The organism is Salinispora tropica CNB-440 (assembly GCF_000016425.1).
Classification (GTDB): Bacteria; Actinomycetota; Actinomycetes; order Mycobacteriales; family Micromonosporaceae; genus Micromonospora; species Micromonospora tropica.
In genome coordinates, this window is record NC_009380.1 from 88,399 (window position 1) to 105,858 (window position 17,460).

The window sequence follows — 17,460 nt, forward strand, 5'->3', positions numbered from 1 at the left end:
GGATGTACCGCGGCTGGATTCTGTATGTGGTCGACACACCACCCTCGGGAGCTGATGATACCGAGGCCGACCAACAACGGTGGCTGCGCCAATACCGCGACGGGGTTCTTGTCGTGTCGACCGACGGGCACATAGCCGATGTCGGCAACTACCATGAGGTGGCTCCTCGTTACCCGGACATACCCTGCCGAGACTATCGAGGCATGCTGATCATGCCAGGCTTCATTGATTCTCACGTGCACTACGTACAGACCCAGATCATCGCGTCGTATGGCCGGACGCTGCTCGAGTGGCTGAACGAATTCGCCTTTCCGGTCGAGGAGCAGTTCTCCGCTCCGCAGGCCGCCGCGGCAGTAGCCGACATCTTCCTGAGATACCTCTTTCAGAACGGCACCACCACGTCGGTCACCTTCGCCGCAACCTACCCGGTATCGGCAAGCGCTTTATTTGAGGCGGCGTCCGCATACGACATGCGCATTATCACCGGCAAGACGTGGATGGACCGCAACGCTCCGCCACAGCTGCTGGACACGCCGGAGTCGGCCTACCGCGACAGCCGAGAACTGATCAGAAGATGGCACGGCAAGGGACGTAACCTTTATGCCATCACCCCACGCTTCGCCATTACCAGCACCTTCGAGCAACTCCGTCTGGCCGGCATCCTTCACGCTGAGTATCCCAGTACCTACATCCACACCCATTTGTCGGAGACGAGAGCCGAGCTGGCCCTGGTCCGTGAGCTGTTCCCCGGGTTCCGGGACTACCTCGCCGTGTATGAGGCGGCCGGCCTGGTGACCGAGCGATCCGTGCTTGCGCACGGTGTCTACCTGTCCGGCTCCGAACTGTCTCGCGTCAGCGCCGCCCGTTCGACCATCGCGCACTGTCCGACCTCGAACCTGTTCCTGGCCAGTGGTCTGTACGACCTGCAGCGGGCGAACCGCCGCGGTGTGCAGACGTCTATAGGCACCGACGTCGGCGGGGGAACGTCATTCTCCTTGCTACGGACGCTCGATGAGACGTACAAGTCGCAGCATTTGCAAGGGTATCCCGTGAATGCCTTCGAAATGCTCTACCTGTGCACTCTCGGGGCAGCCCGGCACCTACACCTGGCGGGAAAGGTCGGCAGCTTGGATATAGGGCACGAAGCGGACTTCGTTGTGATCGACTATCTGGCGCAGGGTATTCAGCGCACCCGAATGGAGTATCTGCGCAGTACCGGCGGCTGGACCACCGAGTCGATGCTGTTCGGCCTGGAGATAACCGGCGATGACCGGAACGTCGCTGCAACCTATGTCATGGGTCGTCCCGTGTACGCCTCGAGGCTCCACCGAGGGAGTCACGTCCTGCCTCCGAGCAGGGCGAGTGGGGTGTTGCCCGAAGGCCTCGTGGACACCTGAGCCTCGATGGTTCGCGCCTAACACTGGCCTTTGGCCCTGTGGAACAGATCGCGGTTGACCGATGCAGCGTAGTTCCGGGCACGGTGGCGGGCCGTTTGTCGTGGCGACGGGGTGGCCTCCTGGGTCCAGTGGGTTGTTGTGGCGGCGGCTGTGGTGGTCAGCCGGGGCGGGCGTGTCCGTGATCCGGTAGATCGCGATGGTGATCCTTTCGGCCCACGGCCAGGTGGGTGGAATGCGTACAGCCGCACCTCAACGCCGATGAGGTGATGGCCCCTCCCGACAACCGTGCACGAAGTCCGGAGCAGCTGCTCGACGTCATCGACGGCCGGACCATGACCACCCGATCAGACCCGAAGCTCACACCCAGCCGAGGCGCGAGCGATCAGGGTGTGCCCGTGTCGGGATTTGGTGGGAACCGTCTGGGCCGGCCACCCTTTCGTGGGACGCGTGGTGATGCGGCGGCAATGCTGTATGGGTCAGCGGCGCTGGACCGGGGCTCATTCTCGGCCGACGGCATCCAGCACCTCCTTCAGCACGTCGGCGCACGGCAGTAGCGGATCCGGCGCCTGGCTGGTGTCCCCGGCCGACCGCTGCCAGAAGCCGACGTCGAGCCAGGTGCCGTTCTTGAAGCCGACGCCCGCGAGTGTGCCGACGTGGCGGAACCCGAATGACTCGTGGAAGCCCGCGCTGGGGTCGTTGGGCAACCCGATCACCGCGATCTGGCTACGGAACCCCTGTGCGTCCAGCACCGCGAGCAGACTGCGGTACAGCGCGTGACCAACCCGGCGGCCCCGCATGTCCGTGGAGACGTACCCGGTGACCTCAGCGCACCAGTCGTACGCGTTACGCGCCTTCCACGGTCCGGCGTATGCCACCCCGACGACCCGGTCGTCATCCGTGGCGACCAGCCATGGGTAGCGCTCGCGGTACCGGGTCCAGTCGGCGGTCCAGTCTTGCAGGGTTCGCGCCTCCGTGTGGAGGTTCAACGTCGTGGTGGCGATGTAGTGGTTCACGATGTCGGTCACGGCAGGCCAGTCGGCGGCGGTGGCCTCGCGGACCGTCACGGGTGCACTCACTGTTGCTCCTTTGTCGGCTCGCCGACAGCCGCTCGATCTCCTCGGTGTGGAAGGCGGCAGTCGGGCAGCGAGCCAGCACCCGACACCGGCACGGTACTAGGGTCGGGACGCCAGCTCCGGTTCTTCGGACGGGCCGGACAGCATAGACCAATGCGTGGACGAAAGCAGTAACGACGGCTGCCGGTTACCAGCGGCCCACGTGACTGCTCCCACCACAGCAGATGATCTGGTGGACGGGCCGTGTCGACTCGATGACCACCCCTGACCGCCGCCGCGGCCACGACTCGCCGGATTCGGCTCGGCACCCTGGTCGCGTCGCCGAACTTCCGGCACCCGGCTGCTGTTGCCCGCCAGGTCGGGGTGGACCGGTTCACCGGATTTGTCGAGCTGCTCGACCTGGTGTTGCGGGTCGGCTACGACTGGATGTTCGCCCTGGTCAAGAGGGTGCTGAGGATCGGCTCGGCATGTGTCCACAGCACCGCTCCGCCGATCGCGGGTACGAGGTGATGCTGTGCGCCGGGTATCCGGGTGGCGAGCAGCGATCCGTTGTCTGGCGAATGGCTCTGGTCCAATTCGCCGTACCAGACGTCGACTGGCACGAAGATCTTATTGAGGTCGATGGACCAGGGGCTCATTGCCAGCACCGTGTCCCGCGCGTACCCAGCTGCCCCCTGCGCGAACGCCTCGTTCAGGGCACGACGATAGGCGTCCGCGAACCCGGGCTCGCGGTATACCTCGAGGTCGCACTCTGGGCTGCCGCCCAGTACGAAGTCGAGCAGTGAGTCGGCGCTGTATCCGGCGAAGAAGCGCTCTGCCTCTGCCGCGTCACGTACCGTCCAGTCGACGAGCTTGCGTAGCTCGGCTGGCAGTACGGAGGCGAACTCCGGCGCGGCCACCTCGTCTGCCCCGGAAACGATGGCGAGGGCAGCGGTGACATCTTCCTCCGCGCAGGCCAGCGCGAACGGTGCGCCCTGCGAGTTTCCGACCATCGCGGGCCGACCCAATCCGCGTATCGTGGTGAACTGCCGGATGTCGGCGACGAAGTCGGCGAACGTTCGACCGGGCAGCGGCGTCGATGCGCCGAGCCCCGGACGTTCCACAGAAACGAGGCGCACGCCGAGGCGGTCGATAACGTCGGCGCCGAACCCGAGCCAGCGGCTGGTGGCGGCACCAGGGGAGAACAGTACGGGTGTCCCCTCCGGCGGTCCCCATTCTGCCCAACCCAGCAACCGCCCGTCAGACAACTGGACTTCACCGGTGCGGTCAGGAGCCGTGACGTACATGAAGTAATTAAATCAAGGGGGATCGGCCTTCCTTCCGACGGCCCGTGTCCCACCCCGCATGTGATCCCTGAGCCGCTGCCACCGGTGCTCTCACGTTGTTTGTCAGCCCGGCGGGCACTTACTGCAAGAAGCTGGGCGACTACCTGCACCAGGGCGACGGTAGCGCTGGGCGGCTACGGTTCAAGTAATCTTCTTCGATCGATGTTCGCCTACGGGGCCGGTAGTGGACGGCCACCATCCGGGCCGCGAGATGTGTCGGAACAACGAAGACCGGAACAACGAAGACCGGACCTACGTCACTGAGTAGCTGCCCGAATCGCCGCGCGCGGCATTGAGGGGCGTTGACCACGGTCACCCCGCTAGCTGGTGGACCGCGGGACTATTGATGCGGGGCTCGGATGTTTGTCGGATCCGCCTCGGGCGCGTGCACGGGACGTGGACGATGATGCTGCACCCGGATTTCGAGGTGTCTGATCCGGATGCGGCGGCGGCCCACGCGGTGGGGTTGGGTGCGACGGTCGCCGGCTACCGACCACAGCAGCGGACGCGTGCTGGTCGATCGCGCCGGGCTCCTCTCTGCCTCTACTGAGCGGCTGACCGACCGCGTGCCCCCGGGCGGACCGCCGCGGTCTGCCCGGGCTGTGCCCCGAGTAGCCTTCGGCCATGGGCCAGGTCGTGAAACTGCGGGACATGCGTCAGGACGAGTACGACGTCTACTCGGATCAGCAGCTCCGCGAGTATGTGGAGGCACAGACCGGATTGGTCTCGACCGAAGCAGCCCGGAGGAAGGCGCTCCGGGACCGGGAGCAGTTCCTGCCCCACGGGCTGGCCACCGAGCGCCACCGTTTGTTGGTGGCGGAGAACAGCGGCGGTGAGGTCGTCGGAGCCGTCTGGCTCGGCTTGGACGATCCACGCAGCAAGTCGGCCGAGATGGCCTGGATCTTCGACATCAGAGTTGATCCCGCCCACCGACGGTTGGGCTACGGCGCTGCCATTCTGTCGGCGGTCGAGGAGCTGGCCCGGGAGGCGGGGGCGCTGCGCCTGGGGCTCAACGTCTTCGGCCACAACGCACCGGCGATCGCGCTGTACGAACGCAGTGGGTACGAGATGACCACTCAGCAGATGGCGAAGCCCCTGCGCTGACGGGCGGCGGCGTACCGCCGCCCTCTCCCACCGGTCTCCCGCTGCCGCGCGAGGAAGGGGATAGGCTGGTGATCATGCGGATCGGCATTGTGATCCTTCCGGACCAGCGCTGGGCGGAGTCGGAGCGGCGTTGGCGGCAGGTGGACGAGTGGGGCTTCGACCACGCCTGGACCTATGACCACCTGGGCTGGCGGGACCTGGTGGACGGGCCGTGGTTCGACTCGATGACCACCCTGACCGCCGCCGCGGCCACGACCCGCCGGATTCGGCTCGGCACCCTGGTCGCGTCGCCGAACTTCCGGCACCCGGCTGCTTTTGCCCGCCAGGTCACCGCCCTCGATGACGTGTCCGGCGGTCGGGCCCTGCTCGGTCTGGGTGCGGGCGGCATCGGCTTCGACGCCGCGGTGCTCGGCGGCGAGACCCTTCCGCCGCGGCAGCGGGTGGACCGGTTCACCGAATTCGTCGAGCTGCTCGACCTGGTGTTGCGGGAGGACGGAACGACGTGGCGGGGTGACTGGTTCACCGCGGTTGACGCTCGGAACAACCCGGGCTGCGTCCAGACGCCGCGGGTGCCGTTCGTCGTCGCCGCGAACGGGCCTCGTTCGATGCGGCTCGCGATCCGGTACGGCCAGGGCTGGGTCACCACCGGCCCCACCACCGACGACTTGGAGGTGTGGTGGGAGGGCGTGGCGGACCTGACTGCCCGGCTGGACAAGTCGCTGGCATCGGTCGGGCGTGAGCCGGGTTCCCTCGACCGGCACCTGTTGTTGGACTCCGCGCCCGTCTTCTCGCTCCGTAGCGCGGACTTCTTCGCCGAGCAGGTGGGGCGGGCCGCGGCACTCGGTTTCACCGACGTGATCACCCACTGGCCCCGAGCCAGTAGCTGGTACGCGGGGGAGGAGGCGGTCCTGGTGGATGTCGCCTCCCGGCTGCCGGAGCTGCGCCGGCTGACCGACTGACCCCGGTTGGCCGACCTACCCGGCTGACCGACTGACCGACCGCACAGGCTGACCGACTGACCTCGGGCGACCGAGCTGCCCCGGTGGTCGTTCAGGGGGTGAGTGGGGTGAGGTCGGCTCCGGTGAGGAGGCTCTGGATCCGGAGTTCGGCAGCGACTTCCGGGGGGCAGTCGGCAACGACCGTGGCGGTACCGACCGGAGTGGCGTGCCGGGCCGCGCAGATCTCGTAGAGGGCGCGCACCTGGGCCCCGGTGGAGACCCAGTCGTCCACCACCAGCACCCGGTCCCCGGCTTCGAGGTTCCGGTCTCGTACGGCGAGGTCGAGCTGACGCCCGCGATAGTCCGGTGGGCCCTGTGCCCAGGTGAGCGTGCCCGGGGGGAGGCGGCCGTCGCCGGGCTTGTGGGCCGCGACGAAGCCGATGCCGAGCGCGGTCGCGGCGAGCGGTCCGAGTAGGTAGCCGGTGACTGCCGGGGAGATCACCACCGTCGGCCGGGACTGCTGGAAGGGTGTGACCAGGGCCGGGCCGAGGCTGGCCAGCACCGCCGGGTCCCGCCACCAGCCGGAGATGTCGCTGACCAGGTGGGTGGCGCCTGGTCCCGGGTCGATCCAACGGATCAGCTCGGCGAGACGTCCACGTAACTCGGGGGGCATACCGCCATTCTGGTCCAGGCCGACTGGTCAGCCGACCGGACCATCACAGGTCAGATGATCGGCTATTCGTTTCCCTATAAATAGGGCAATACCACCATGATCACATTGACTTCGGATGTGCTTCGCTCGCTACGGTCCGACCCGGTTTGTTCAGTGGACGAAAGGACCGGGCCGGTGGCCGGCAGACACGCGCGTACCCGAAGGGTCTCCCCGACCGGCGTCGCGGCAACCGCGGCGATCGGTGTCGTGCTCGCGATCGGTGGGACCGTGGGCACCGTCCGGCTTACCTCCGGTAACGAGTCCGACCGGTCTGTCACGGTCGCGCCGACCACGGTTGACTCTCCGGCCACCGCACCCACCACCGCACCCGCCACACCCTCCGCGTCGCCCAGCGTCTCACCGAGTTCCAGCGCCCGGTCGGCTCCGGCCGCGAGCCCCACGCCGGCCCGGAACACCCAGGTGCCATCCCGGAGTAAGCCGAGATCCACGACGCCGCAGCCGACCGCGACGAAGTCGACCAGCCCCGCTCCGACGGTGATGGAGACCGGGTCCTGCGGCGCCTCCTACTACTCCGAGGGGCAGCTGACGGCGAGCGGGGAATCCTTCGACCCGTCGGCGATGACCGCCGCCCACAAGACCCTGCCGTTTGACACGATGGTGCGGGTCACCAACCCGGTTACCAGTACGTCGGTGACGGTGCGGATCAATGACCGGGGCCCGTTCATCACCGGGCGCTGCATCGACCTGTCCCAGGCGGCCTTCGCGGTGATCGCCCCCCTGAGCGCGGGGCACGTCGAGGTTCGGTACGAGGTGTTGGGCTGAGCCCCGTCAGCCGCGAACGGCTTTCCGGCGTGACCCGCCCAGCCAGAACCACCTCGGATGTCAGGTCATGTTCATTCACCGACCTCCGTCCATCAGGCATGCTGTCCCTCGTACGTACGCAGCTTTCCCAGCTGGGCCGCGGCCCGCTGAGCCCCGGATCCCGCGCCGGTCTCGGCGCGGCCTTTGCCCTGCTCGCATTCGTCTCGGCGCTGGAGTACGCCGACGGCCGTGCGGCCAACTACATCGCACTGCTGGTCGCTGCCCCGTTCGTGGCCGCTGCCCTGGCCTCCTGGCGGGTGGTGCTGGGAGTGGGGGTCACCGCCGTCGTGCTCGGTGTCGGCTTTGCGCTGGCAGATGGGGTTGGCTCACTGCCGTCCGCGGTCGCGGTCGCTGGCATCGCCCTGGGTGCCGCGTTGGCGGCCACCACGGCGTCGATACGGCAGCGGCAGACCGAGCGGATCGCGGAGTTGTCGAGGCTCGCCACGGTTGCTCAGCAGGCGGTACTCCGTCCGCTCGGTCCACAGGTCGGCTCCTTGGCCGTCGCCGCTCGATACATCTCCTCCACGGCCACCGCGGAGATCGGCGGTGACCTGTACGAGGCCTTGGACACGCCATACGGCGTACGCATGATCATTGGTGATGTCCGAGGTAAGGGCCTGGAGGCGGTCCGGTTGGCCAGCATCGTACTGGGGTCCTACCGGCATGTGGCGTACGAGCGGGCCGACCTGCGAGCGGTCGTCGCGGACCTGGACCGGGCGGTGGCTCGTAGCGTGGGCGATGAGGACTTCGTGACCGCGGCTCTGGTCGAGGAGCGGGGTGGCACCCTGACCATCGTCAACTGTGGGCATCCGGCGCCGCTGTTGTTGCGCCGGGGGGCGGTCGTCGCGTTGGAGCCGCCGGCGCCGGCTCCGCCGTTGGGGTTCATGCCGGCGGTCCGGGCCCGGGTGGAGCGGTTGGAACCGGGCGACCGGCTGTTGTTGTTTACCGACGGGCTCGGCGAGGCCCGGCGGGACGGCGAGTTCTTCCCGACCACCGGCCGAGCCTGGCGGTTACTCGGGCATGGCACCGTCGCCGACGGGCTGGCGTCCCTGGAGGCGGCGCTGGTCGAGTGGGTGTATGACCGGCTCGACGATGACATCGCGCTGGTCCTGATGGAGTACACCGGTACCCGGTCCGGGGGTTCGGTCGCCGTGCCGAGTTGGGAGGTCGGCACGGCGGAGGGATGAAGGGCTTGTCGTTTCCTACCCGTGAGTAATACAGTCAGGGTTACTGATCGGTAACACGCGTCCGGAAGCGGGGCCAGCGACCATGACCCACTACAAGAGCAACCTTCGGGACCTCGAGTTCAACCTGTTCGAGGTGTTCGGGGCGGACCGGGCGTTCAGCCAGGCTCCCTACACGGAGTTGGACGTCGACACCGCCCGTAGCTTCCTCGCCGAGGTCGACCGCCTGACCCGGGAAGACCTGGCAGCCAGCTACACGGACAGCGACCGTAACCCGCCGGTCTTCGACCCGGCGACGCACACCGCGCCGCTGCCGGAGTCGTTCAAGAAGTCGTACCGCCGGTTCATGGACGCCGAGTTCTGGCGGCTGGACCTGCCCGAGGCGCTCGGCGGCAGCAACGCACCCCGCGCCCTCTGGTGGTCGTTGGCCGAGCTGGTGCTGGGTTCCAACGCCCCGGTCTGGATGTACGCCTCCGGCCCGTCGTTCGCGCACGTCCTGCACGTTGAGGGCACCGAGCGGCAGCGGAAGTGGGCCAAGCTCTTCATCGACCAGGGCTGGGGCTCCACGATGGTGCTGACCGAGGCGGATGCCGGCTCGGACGTCGGCGCCGGCCGGGCCCGCGCCATTCCGCAGCCGGACGGCTCGTGGCACATCGAGGGCGTCAAGCGTTTCATCACCTCCGGCGAGCATGACCTCAGCGACAACATCGTCCACTATGTGCTGGCCCGGCCGGTCGGTGTCGAGGGCGTGGGTGGCCCGGGCACCAAGGGCCTCTCCCTCTTCGTCGTGCCGAAGTACCACTTCAACGAGGAGACCGGCGAACTGGGCGAGCGCAACGGTGTCTTCGCCACCAACGTCGAGCACAAGATGGGCCTGAAGGTCTCGAACACCTGCGAGCTGACCTTCGGCGAGCACGGCGTGCCGGCCCAGGGTTGGCTGTTGGGCGAGAAGCACGACGGCATCCGGCAGATGTTCATGATCATCGAGTACGCCCGGATGATGGTCGGTACGAAGGCGATCGCCACCCTCTCCACCGGTTACCTGAACGCGCTCGAGTACGCCAAGAGCCGGGTGCAGGGCGCCGACCTGACCCAGATGACCGACAAGAGCGCTCCCCGGGTCACGATCACCCACCACCCGGACGTACGCCGTTCGCTGCTGCTACAGAAGTCGTACGCCGAGGGGCTGCGGGCCCTGGTCTGCTACACCGCAGGTTGGCAGGACAAGGTCGCCATCGCCGAGGCGGCCGGCGACGAGAAGGCCGTCGAACTGGCCAAGCGGGTCAACGACCTGCTGCTGCCGCTGGTCAAGGGGGTCGGCTCGGAGCGGGCGTACGAGCTGCTCGGCCACGAGTCACTACAGACCTTCGGTGGCTCCGGTTTCCTCCAGGACTACCCGCTGGAGCAGTACGTCCGGGATGCCAAGATCGACACCCTGTACGAGGGCACCACGGCGATCCAGAGCCTCGACCTGATCTTCCGGAAGGTCGTCCGGGACAACGGCAAGGCCCTGATGGCGGTCGCCGGTGAGATCCAGGAGTTCATCTCCGCCGAGGGCGGCAACGGTCAGCTCAAGGACGAGCGGCAGGCGCTCGGCCGCGCCCTGGGCGAGATTCAGAGCATCCTCGGCGTGCTGACTGGCTGGCTGGGTGAGGCGCAGGGCGGCGAGACCCGGGCGCTGTACAAGGTCGGCCTGAGCAGCCGCCGATTCCTGCTCGCCATCGGTGACCTGGTGGTGGGCTGGCTGCTGCAGCGGCAGGCCGACGTGGCGCTGACGGCGCTCGCCGGGGACGCCTCCACCGACCGGGACTTCTACACCGGCAAGGTGGCTGCCGCCCGGTTCTTCGCCCGTGAGGTGCTACCGCGCATCGGTGCCGATCGGCGCATTATCGAGAACGTCGACCTGAGCGTCATGGACCTCCCGGAGGAGGCGTTCTGACCTGTTTCGAAGGTCAGGATTGATCCGGGGCAGACCCGGCAGAAGCGACGGCCGGCGGGATGATCCGCCGGCCGCCGCGTTGGCTCCGGCGCTCGCGCCGCATCGCAACCCCGCCGGGCCGGGGTTGCCGGCTCGGACGGGGGTAGCACCCGGCGGCGGCGGGTAACCGGCATCAGGTCAGGCAGAGAACGCCCAGAGCCATCGCACGGGGGAGTGCAGCGCACATGGGCATTGGTAGCGGTATTTTCCTGATCGCCCTCGGGGCGATCCTCACCTTCGCGATCCGGGCCAACGTCTGGTGGGTTGACCTGCGTGCGGTCGGCTGGGTCTTCATCCTGGCCGGGTTGGCCGTCCTCCTCACCACGGTGTGGTTCTGGCAGGACCGGCGCAAGCGGGCACGGACCCTGATCGTGGAGGAGAACCGGCTGTCGCATCCGACCGCGATGATGCCGCCGCCGCCCGATCCGCCGCCGCCCACAGCGCCACCGTCCTGAGCCACGGGGTGAGCCGCCGAGACCGTGCGGCGGCTTACCCGCGGGCGGTGTGCTCGGCGGCGATGACGGTGTCCCTGCGGCCGAGACCGGCCCATTCCGCTGTCGTGCGGTGCACCACGGCCTCGCTGGTCCGTTGCGGGTCCCGGTCCGTCTGCTCGGAGTCGAGGAGCGCCGACAGCTGCGTTACGCCGGGATTGTGGGCGATCAGTAACACCGTCCGGACGGCCGGGTTGACCCGCCGCACCAGGGTCAGCAGATCCGCTGGATGCGCCTCGTACGCATCGTCGGTGTAGTGCACGTCGGGCGCGGGGCCCGCGGAACCGCCCTCCGGTGGCGCCCCGGTCATGCCCATCGTCACGCCGTGCCAGGTTTCCCGGGTGCGACGGGCTGAGGAGCAGATCACCACGTCCGGGAGGAACCTGTGGTGGGCCAGCCACGCGCCGGCCGCCGCCGCGTCCGCTCGCCCCCGCGCCGTCAGCGGCCGGTCCACGTCCGGCTGGTCGCCGTTGGGTTCCGCCTTCGCGTGCCGAAGCAACACCAGCGTGCGGTTCTGGGCGTACGCGTCCGTCATGCCCCCCAGCTTGCCTGATCGGCGATCCGACCGCCCGGGTACGTCGATGCTATCGGCGGTGTTCTGCTGGTGAATGCGACGAACTCCTTGACGTGCCTCGGCCGGACGCTGCTCGCCTCACAGCCGGAAGGTTCTGCGATAGGCCCCTGGTGTGGTGCCGACGACCTCCTGGAACTGCGCACGAAAGTTGCTCGTGGTGGTGAATCCGGTGTGGTTTGCGACGCGGTCGATTGTGTAGTCGGTGGTTTCCAGAAGCTCCTGGGCGTGACGAATCCGGACACCGGCGACCCATTGCATCGGGCTCTGTCTGGTCTCGACGGCGAATCGCCTGGTCAGGGTGCGTGCGCTCATGCTCGCGGCGGCGGCGAGGTCGGCGAGCGTGAGGGCCCGATGCGCGTTGGCCTCGATCCAGGCGAGGACGGGTTCGAGGGTTGAGGTTCGCAGGGGCGGCCGGTTCCGCAGAATGTACTGCGCCTGTCCGCCGCTTCGGTGCAGTGGGGCCACGGCGAGGCGTGCGGCATCTGCGGCCACCGCCGCACCGTAGTCGGTATGAATCACGTGCAGGCACAGGTCCAGCCCGGACGCGGCACCGGCAGAGGTGAGAATGCTGCCGTTGTCGATGTAGAGCACGTCGGGGTCCACCTGAATCGACGGGTGTTTGCGTGCAAGGTGTTCTGCGGCGAGCCAGTGGGTCGTGGCCCGCATGTTGTCGAGTAGTCCTGCCTCTGCCAGCGTGAATGCTCCGACGCAGATGGAGGCGACGCGAGTGCCGTTGGTCGCGGCCGCACGCAGGGCTGTGAGCACCGAGGGCGGGGAGGGTCGCAAGGGGTCGTTGCGGCCGGGCACCACGACCAGGTCGGCGCGATCGAGCGCATCCAGCTGCTCGCTGACTGCCAGCCGCACCGGCCCGGCGTCGACGACATCGTCGGGCCCTGCGACGAGGACCCGGTACCCCGGTCGGCCGTCCGGCAGGCGGACACGTCCGAACGTCTCGATCGGGGTGGCCAGATCAAAGGCAATCACATCCGGCAAAGCGAGCACGACGACCGTATACATCCCTGCATAGTAGGCCTTCCCGACCCTGGCGAGATTCAGGCGATGCATGGCTTGGTAGCCACTATCGAGAGACGCGCGGCTGCCCGACCATGGAATGCACCTACACGTGAAGGGACTACCGATGCCCACGCTTCGCGCCCAGTTTGTGCTCTTCGACGGCTTTGATCTGCTCGATGTCATCGCCCCACTCGAGGTGCTTTCCGCAGGCAGCGCCGCCCTCGGTGGCGTACTCGAATGTGTGCTGGTGAGCGAGTCGGGACGGGACAGCATCCCGTCGGGAGCCGCAGGCCTCTCCCTCCCCGCCAGCGCCGCGCTGGAGCCGGAGGCACCCGGCTACGTCATCGTTCCGGGTGCCTCCGGGCCCGTCGACGGCGACCCGGACGCAGGCGAGTTGACCGTTCCCGCGTTGCTCGGGCGGTTCGCCGGAAGTCCGACGATGGCACTCGTCGCCCGGGCTCTCGCCGCGCCGCAGGTCACCGTCGTCGCCGTCTGCGGTGGCGGGCTCGCGCTCGCCATGGCGGGCCTGCTGGAGGGGAGAACGGCCACCACCCATCACCTCGGCATCGATAGCCTGGAGTCCATCGGCGTGAACGCGGTCCGGGCGCGGGTCGTCGACGACGGTGATCTCGTCACTGGCGGCGGTGTCCTGTCCGGCGTCGACGTAGCCCTCTACCTGCTCGAACGTGACTTCGGCTGCGCCGCTGCCCGCGCCGTCGAGGACCTCTTCGAGTTCGAGCGTCGCGGCACCACCTGGAAAGCGCCTGCCGGAAGCCTGCCCCGCGCACCTGTCGTCGGGCAGCGAGTGCAGGCATGAGCGCCTTCCTGCTGTCGGTTCACGTCCTGGCCGCGATCCTCACCATCGGGCCAGTCGCTGTCACCGCAAGCATGTTTCCTCGCTTCGCCCGACTCGCGCTGGACAAGCCAACGGACCCCCGCCGGGGCGCCGTCGTACGCGTCCTGCACCGGATCACCCGTAACTACGCCGTGATCGGCGCACTCGTTCCGGTGTTCGGGCTCGCTACCGGCGCCAGTATCGGTGTCCTCGGTGACGCGTGGCTGATCGTGTCCATTGTTCTCACCGCCGGTGCCGGCGCGATGCTCATCGCCGTCGTCCTGCCCGGCCAGCGTCGCACCCTGCGCTGCCTTGACGTGGGTGCGGAACCCGAGGACCTTGCCCGGGTCGCCCCTCGCTTGGGCATGCACGCCGGATTCTTCAACCTGCTCTGGGCGATCGTGGTGGTTCTGATGATCTATCGGCCGGGATCGACGACGGGGGTTGGACTGTGAGTCCCCGTCACCTGCTGCGGGTCACCGGCTCAGTCGAACTGGCCACCCTCGCGCTGATGCTCCTGAACATCGTCACCGTGCACACGCCTGCCGTCTCCCGCATCCTCGGACCGGTACACGGACTGGCCTACGCCCTCACAGTCCTCGCCGCGGCCCTGGTCATGCGGCGACGCCACCGAGTCTGGCTGATCGCTCTCGTGCCCGGTGTCGGTGGGCTGCTGGCGGCTCGTGTCGCGGCACCAGAACCGTTCGCAACCGTGTCAGACGTCGACCTGTAGCACCGGACGGCGTCGACCCTGTGCGCCCCGGAAGGGGGTTAACCGCTCCGACTGCTCGGTGACACCGATCTGGCAACGTCTAGGCGAAGAGGGCGAAGTAGATCGCGATGTGGTGGCAGATCGCGGCCACCAGGGTGCAGGCGTGGAAGAACTCGTGGTGGCCGAAGACGGTGGGCCACGGGTTGGGCCGACGGAGGGCGTAGCTGACCGCGCCGATGCTGTAGATCGCGCCGCCGACGATCAGCAGGACCAGGGCGGTCACCCCGCCCGCGTGGAGAATATCGGGCAGCATCGCCACCGCAACCCAACCGAGCGCCAGGTAGAGCGGCGCGGAGACCCAGCGCGGGGCGTGCGGCCAGATGAGCTTGAGCGCCACGCCCCCGAGCGCGCCGCCCCACACCAGCGAGAGCATGATCGTCGCCGGTCGGGGCTCCAGCAGCAGGACGCAGAACGGCGTGTACGTACCAGCGATGAAGACGAAGATCATCGAGTGGTCCATCCGCCGCATGACCTGGAAGCCCCGCTCTGACCACACCCGTCGGTGGTAGAGCCCGCTGGTGCCGAAGAGTCCGCAGACGGTCAGGCTGTAGATCAGGGTGCTGACCAGCGGCGACCAGCCGGTCCGGGCAGCGGCGATGGAGCAGAGGACGATCCCGCCGGCGACGGCGACGAAGAACGCGTACGTGTGCAGCCAGCCGCGCATCCGCGGCTTGCCGAGGTCGGTCGGCTTGAGGCGGCTTGGCGCGGAGGTGGTCACACCAACAGGTTACGACGCCGTAGGTTACTTGGCGGTAGGGCCTCTGGTCCCGTGAACTCACGCCGCGCGGGTGGGCGGCCAGCCGCACCAGAGGGTGTGTTCGGCAGTCGGCCTGTTCCGGCATCCGGTTTGTTCCGGAAGGATGGCGGGATGCGGATCCGGCCGGTCGGGGCGCACGCCCTGCTGCTCGACTGCTCCGACGCCGACCAGGTGGAGGCGTGGCGAGCTGAGCTGTGGCGACGCCGGGAAGAGGGCGACCTGGACGCGGTCGAGATCATCCCTGCGGCCGGCACCGTGCTGCTCGACGGCCTCGCCGACCCGGCCCACACCACGGCACTCCTCAGCGCCTGGAACCCGCCGCCGAGCGCCGCCGCCACCAGCGCCTGGAACCCGCCGCCGAGCGCCGCCGCCACCAGCGCCGCCGCCACCAGCACCGGCAGCGGTGGCACCGGCGCTGTCGAGGTTCCGGTGCGCTACGACGGGACGGACCTGCCGACCGTCGCCGGCTACTGGGACGTCGCCGTACCGACCGTCGTACGCCGGCTCATCGCCACCGAGTTCCGGGTGGCCTTCTGTGGCTTCGCGCCCGGTTTCGCGTACCTGACCGGGCTGCCGGCCGGGCTGGCTGTGCCCCGGCTGTCGACACCCCGCCCCCGGGTCCCGGCCGGCTCTGTCGCGCTGGCCGGTCCGTACGCCGGGATCTACCCGACCGCCTCGCCCGGTGGCTGGCTGCTGGTCGGTCACACCGACCTACCCCTGTTCGACGTGCACGCCGACCCGCCTGCCCGGCTCACGCCCGGCACCCGGGTGCGGCTGGTCCCGGCATGACCGATGGTCCCCGCATGACCGGCAGCCGGCCCGTGGGGCCGACGTTACCCAGCGTGGTCGAATCCGGCAGCGGCGGCGTGGGCGGTGTGGTCGAGGTGCTGCGGGCCGGCCTCCTTACCACCGTGCAGGATCTCGGTCGGCCCGGCTGGGCGCACCTCGGCGTGCCGCGCTCCGGCGCCCTCGACCCAGGCGCACTCCGGCTGGCCAACAGGTTGGTCGGCAACCCGGAGAGCGCCGCTGGCCTGGAGATCACCCTGTCCGGGTGCGAGCTGCGGTTTCGCCGCGCCACCACCGTCGCGGTCACCGGGGCGGATGCTCCCGTCCACGTCGGTGACCGTCCCGGTGACGTGGGACGGCCGCTCGCGGTCCCGGCGGGCGCGGCGGTGTGGGTTGGCCCGCCCCGCACCGGTCTGCGGTCCTGGCTCGCCGTCGCCGGCGGGATCGCCGTCGAACCGGTACTCGGCAGCCGGGCCACGGACACCCTCTCCGGGCTCGGTCCACCCCCGCTGCACGACGGCGACCGGCTCCCCGTGGGTGCCCCGGCCGGGCCACCCGCCCCGGTGGATGTCACCACGACCGTGCCGGCTCCGGACGAGGTACGGCTGGCGCTGCGCCTCGGCCCGCGCGATGACTGGTTCGTGCCACCCGCACTAGACCGGCTGCTTGGTACGGCCTACACCCTGACTCCGGTCAGCAACCGCGTCGGCGCTCGCCTGTCCGGGGCGGCACTGCCCCGGGCGGTGTCGGGGGAGCTGCCCAGCGAGGGCCTCGTGCTCGGTGCGGTGCAGGTGCCGGCGGACGGTCAACCCCTGGTCTTCCTCGCCGACCATCCGACCACCGGTGGATACCCGGTTGTCGGGGTGGTGGTTGACGTGACCCCGCTTGCGCAGGCCCGGCCAGGGACTACGGTGAGGTTCTATGGATCTCAACGCTGATCTCGGTGAGGGCCTCGGCGTCTGGCGGCTCGGCGACGATGCGGCGCTGCTGGACCTGGTGACCTCCGCCAACGTCGCCTGTGGCTTCCATGCGGGCGACGCCGTCACCATGCGTCGGGTCTGCGCCGGGGCCGCCGAGCGCGGAGTCATGGTGGGCGCGCAGGTCAGCTACCGGGACCTGGTCGGCTTCGGCCGCCGGCACATCGCGTATGAGTTCGCCGAGCTGCGCGACGAGGTCATCTACCAGCTCGGGGCCCTCGACGGGTTCTGCCGGGTGGCCGGGACCCGAGTCCGGTACCTCAAGCCGCACGGGGCGCTCTACCACGCCGTCACCTACGACGAATCCCAGGCGGCGGCGGTGGTCGCCGCAGTCGCCGAGTACGACGACCAGCTCGCCCTGCTCTGCCCGTCCGGCTCGGTGCTCTCCCAGCTCGCGAACGGTGCCGGGCTTCGGGCCGTCAGCGAGGGCTTCGCCGACCGGGGCTACCAGCCCAACGGCAGGCTGGTGCCCCGGGGCGCCCCGAACGCGCTGGTCGCCGACCCGGAGCAGATGGCCCAGCAGGCCCTGCGGATGGCCACCGAGCAGGCGGTGGTGGCGGTCGACGGCACCGTGATTCCCTGCCCGGTCCAGTCGATCTGCCTGCACGGCGACACCCCCGGTGCGGTGCGCTGCGCCGAGCTGATTCGTGCCGTGTTGGTGGACGCGGGAATTCCGCTCGCCCCGTTCACGGGACGTGGAGGGCGGGCGTAACAGCGTCGC

Annotated in this window: 20 protein-coding genes and 1 pseudogene; 15 read left to right on the forward strand and 6 right to left on the reverse strand. The window is 68.9% G+C overall.

Annotated elements, in window-relative coordinates:
- Positions 1–2 precede the first annotated feature (2 nt).
- Complete coding sequence (gene guaD, locus STROP_RS00405) at positions 3–1,397, forward strand: guanine deaminase (protein ID WP_238380257.1); 1,395 nt, start codon at positions 3–5, stop codon at positions 1,395–1,397.
- Positions 1,398–1,894: 497 nt separating this feature from the next.
- Here the strand turns inward: guaD and STROP_RS00410 are convergent, their stop codons facing one another.
- On the reverse strand, positions 1,895–2,473 hold the full coding sequence (locus STROP_RS00410) for a GNAT family N-acetyltransferase (RefSeq protein ID WP_011904004.1): 579 nt from the start codon (positions 2,471–2,473) through the stop codon (positions 1,895–1,897).
- Positions 2,474–2,696: 223 nt separating this feature from the next.
- Here STROP_RS00410 and STROP_RS24470 point away from each other — a divergent pair.
- A pseudogene (locus STROP_RS24470) lies at positions 2,697–2,881 on the forward strand (LLM class flavin-dependent oxidoreductase); the annotation flags it as partial.
- Between the two features lie 5 nt (positions 2,882–2,886).
- On the opposite strand, the gene STROP_RS00415 reads toward STROP_RS24470, so the two are convergent.
- On the reverse strand, positions 2,887–3,756 hold the full coding sequence (locus tag STROP_RS00415) for an alpha/beta fold hydrolase (RefSeq protein ID WP_011904005.1): 870 nt from the start codon (positions 3,754–3,756) through the stop codon (positions 2,887–2,889).
- A 331-nt stretch (positions 3,757–4,087) separates the two neighbouring features.
- Here STROP_RS00415 and STROP_RS24960 point away from each other — a divergent pair, with 331 nt between their 5' ends.
- From STROP_RS24960 to STROP_RS00425, 3 genes are all read left to right on the forward strand, one after another.
- Complete coding sequence (locus STROP_RS24960) at positions 4,088–4,345, forward strand: VOC family protein (RefSeq protein WP_274378092.1); 258 nt, start codon at positions 4,088–4,090, stop codon at positions 4,343–4,345.
- 74 nt (positions 4,346–4,419) lie between these two features.
- The gene (locus tag STROP_RS00420; protein WP_011904006.1) at positions 4,420–4,899 is read left to right on the forward strand and encodes a GNAT family N-acetyltransferase; all 480 of its coding nucleotides are present in this window, start codon (positions 4,420–4,422) and stop codon (positions 4,897–4,899) included.
- Positions 4,900–4,967: 68 nt separating this feature from the next.
- The gene (locus STROP_RS00425) at positions 4,968–5,858 is read left to right on the forward strand and encodes an LLM class flavin-dependent oxidoreductase (RefSeq protein WP_011904007.1); all 891 of its coding nucleotides are present in this window, start codon (positions 4,968–4,970) and stop codon (positions 5,856–5,858) included.
- Between the two features lie 91 nt (positions 5,859–5,949).
- Here the strand turns inward: STROP_RS00425 and STROP_RS00430 are convergent, their stop codons facing one another.
- Positions 5,950–6,510 carry a phosphoribosyltransferase family protein gene (locus STROP_RS00430; protein ID WP_011904008.1) on the reverse strand — a complete coding sequence of 187 codons (561 nt, stop codon included), beginning with the start codon at positions 6,508–6,510 and terminating at the stop codon, positions 5,950–5,952.
- A gap of 174 nt (positions 6,511–6,684) precedes the next feature.
- On the opposite strand from STROP_RS00430, the gene STROP_RS00435 reads away from it, so the two are divergent.
- The 4 genes from STROP_RS00435 (at position 6,685) to STROP_RS00450 (ending at position 10,988) form a co-directional block, all read left to right on the forward strand.
- A complete protein-coding gene (locus STROP_RS00435; RefSeq protein ID WP_026274696.1) occupies positions 6,685–7,332 on the forward strand; it encodes a septal ring lytic transglycosylase RlpA family protein in 648 nt (215 codons plus the stop codon).
- A 98-nt stretch (positions 7,333–7,430) separates the two neighbouring features.
- Positions 7,431–8,558 (forward strand): PP2C family protein-serine/threonine phosphatase, encoded by a 1,128-nt coding sequence (locus STROP_RS00440; RefSeq protein ID WP_011904010.1) that lies wholly within the window; start codon positions 7,431–7,433, stop codon positions 8,556–8,558.
- Positions 8,559–8,640: 82 nt separating this feature from the next.
- On the forward strand, positions 8,641–10,494 hold the full coding sequence (locus tag STROP_RS00445; protein ID WP_011904011.1) for an acyl-CoA dehydrogenase: 1,854 nt from the start codon (positions 8,641–8,643) through the stop codon (positions 10,492–10,494).
- Between the two features lie 224 nt (positions 10,495–10,718).
- Entirely contained in the window at positions 10,719–10,988 is a 270-nt protein-coding gene (locus tag STROP_RS00450; protein WP_011904012.1) for a DUF6458 family protein, read from the forward strand.
- A gap of 34 nt (positions 10,989–11,022) precedes the next feature.
- On the opposite strand, the gene STROP_RS00455 is transcribed toward STROP_RS00450, so the two are convergent.
- Together STROP_RS00455 and STROP_RS00460 are read right to left on the reverse strand one after the other, a co-directional pair.
- Positions 11,023–11,559, reverse strand: coding sequence for a SixA phosphatase family protein (locus STROP_RS00455; RefSeq protein ID WP_011904013.1), 537 nt, complete (start codon positions 11,557–11,559; stop codon positions 11,023–11,025).
- A gap of 117 nt (positions 11,560–11,676) precedes the next feature.
- The gene (locus STROP_RS00460; RefSeq protein ID WP_011904014.1) at positions 11,677–12,615 is read right to left on the reverse strand and encodes a GlxA family transcriptional regulator; all 939 of its coding nucleotides are present in this window, start codon (positions 12,613–12,615) and stop codon (positions 11,677–11,679) included.
- A gap of 121 nt (positions 12,616–12,736) precedes the next feature.
- Here STROP_RS00460 and STROP_RS00465 point away from each other — a divergent pair, with 121 nt between their 5' ends.
- From STROP_RS00465 to STROP_RS00475, 3 genes are read left to right on the forward strand one after another with little or no spacing between them, the layout of a single operon-like run.
- Positions 12,737–13,429 (forward strand): DJ-1/PfpI family protein, encoded by a 693-nt coding sequence (locus STROP_RS00465; RefSeq protein WP_187151562.1) that lies wholly within the window; start codon positions 12,737–12,739, stop codon positions 13,427–13,429.
- Positions 13,426–13,902 (forward strand): DUF2269 family protein, encoded by a 477-nt coding sequence (locus STROP_RS00470; RefSeq protein ID WP_011904016.1) that lies wholly within the window; start codon positions 13,426–13,428, stop codon positions 13,900–13,902. Before STROP_RS00465 ends, STROP_RS00470 begins: the two co-directional genes overlap by 4 nt.
- A complete protein-coding gene (locus tag STROP_RS00475; protein ID WP_011904017.1) occupies positions 13,899–14,180 on the forward strand; it encodes a hypothetical protein in 282 nt (93 codons plus the stop codon). The genes STROP_RS00470 and STROP_RS00475 overlap by 4 nt, the downstream gene beginning before the upstream one ends.
- 79 nt (positions 14,181–14,259) lie before the next feature.
- Here the strand turns inward: STROP_RS00475 and trhA are convergent, their stop codons facing one another.
- A complete protein-coding gene (trhA, locus tag STROP_RS00480) occupies positions 14,260–14,937 on the reverse strand; it encodes a PAQR family membrane homeostasis protein TrhA (protein WP_011904018.1) in 678 nt (225 codons plus the stop codon).
- A gap of 150 nt (positions 14,938–15,087) precedes the next feature.
- Between trhA and STROP_RS00485 the strand changes: the two genes are divergently transcribed.
- Genes STROP_RS00485 through STROP_RS00495 form a run of 3 tightly spaced genes read left to right on the forward strand, consistent with a single transcriptional unit; the run spans position 15,088 to position 17,451 of the window.
- Complete coding sequence (locus tag STROP_RS00485) at positions 15,088–15,765, forward strand: 5-oxoprolinase subunit B family protein (RefSeq protein ID WP_187151563.1); 678 nt, start codon at positions 15,088–15,090, stop codon at positions 15,763–15,765.
- 14 nt (positions 15,766–15,779) lie between these two features.
- Positions 15,780–16,700, forward strand: coding sequence for a 5-oxoprolinase subunit C family protein (locus STROP_RS00490; protein ID WP_026274693.1), 921 nt, complete (start codon positions 15,780–15,782; stop codon positions 16,698–16,700).
- Positions 16,684–17,451, forward strand: coding sequence for a LamB/YcsF family protein (locus STROP_RS00495; RefSeq protein ID WP_011904021.1), 768 nt, complete (start codon positions 16,684–16,686; stop codon positions 17,449–17,451). Before STROP_RS00490 ends, STROP_RS00495 begins: the two co-directional genes overlap by 17 nt.
- Positions 17,452–17,460 lie beyond the last annotated feature (9 nt).

What these genes read in the sequence shown, in the direction of transcription:
- guaD (WP_238380257.1), top strand. Translation starts at nt 3, where the DNA reads ATGTACCGCGGCTGGATTCTGTATGTGGTCGACACACCACCCTCGGGA.
- STROP_RS00415 (WP_011904005.1), bottom strand. Translation starts at nt 3,756, where the DNA reads ATGTACGTCACGGCTCCTGACCGCACCGGTGAAGTCCAGTTGTCTGAC.
- STROP_RS00420 (WP_011904006.1), top strand. Translation starts at nt 4,420, where the DNA reads ATGGGCCAGGTCGTGAAACTGCGGGACATGCGTCAGGACGAGTACGAC.
- STROP_RS00430 (WP_011904008.1), bottom strand. Translation starts at nt 6,510, where the DNA reads ATGCCCCCCGAGTTACGTGGACGTCTCGCCGAGCTGATCCGTTGGATC.
- STROP_RS00440 (WP_011904010.1), top strand. Translation starts at nt 7,431, where the DNA reads ATGCTGTCCCTCGTACGTACGCAGCTTTCCCAGCTGGGCCGCGGCCCG.
- STROP_RS00445 (WP_011904011.1), top strand. Translation starts at nt 8,641, where the DNA reads ATGACCCACTACAAGAGCAACCTTCGGGACCTCGAGTTCAACCTGTTC.
- STROP_RS00450 (WP_011904012.1), top strand. Translation starts at nt 10,719, where the DNA reads ATGGGCATTGGTAGCGGTATTTTCCTGATCGCCCTCGGGGCGATCCTC.
- STROP_RS00455 (WP_011904013.1), bottom strand. Translation starts at nt 11,559, where the DNA reads ATGACGGACGCGTACGCCCAGAACCGCACGCTGGTGTTGCTTCGGCAC.
- STROP_RS00460 (WP_011904014.1), bottom strand. Translation starts at nt 12,615, where the DNA reads ATGTATACGGTCGTCGTGCTCGCTTTGCCGGATGTGATTGCCTTTGAT.
- STROP_RS00465 (WP_187151562.1), top strand. Translation starts at nt 12,737, where the DNA reads ATGCCCACGCTTCGCGCCCAGTTTGTGCTCTTCGACGGCTTTGATCTG.
- STROP_RS00470 (WP_011904016.1), top strand. Translation starts at nt 13,426, where the DNA reads ATGAGCGCCTTCCTGCTGTCGGTTCACGTCCTGGCCGCGATCCTCACC.
- STROP_RS00485 (WP_187151563.1), top strand. Translation starts at nt 15,088, where the DNA reads ATGCGGATCCGGCCGGTCGGGGCGCACGCCCTGCTGCTCGACTGCTCC.
- STROP_RS00490 (WP_026274693.1), top strand. Translation starts at nt 15,780, where the DNA reads ATGACCGGCAGCCGGCCCGTGGGGCCGACGTTACCCAGCGTGGTCGAA.
- STROP_RS00495 (WP_011904021.1), top strand. Translation starts at nt 16,684, where the DNA reads ATGGATCTCAACGCTGATCTCGGTGAGGGCCTCGGCGTCTGGCGGCTC.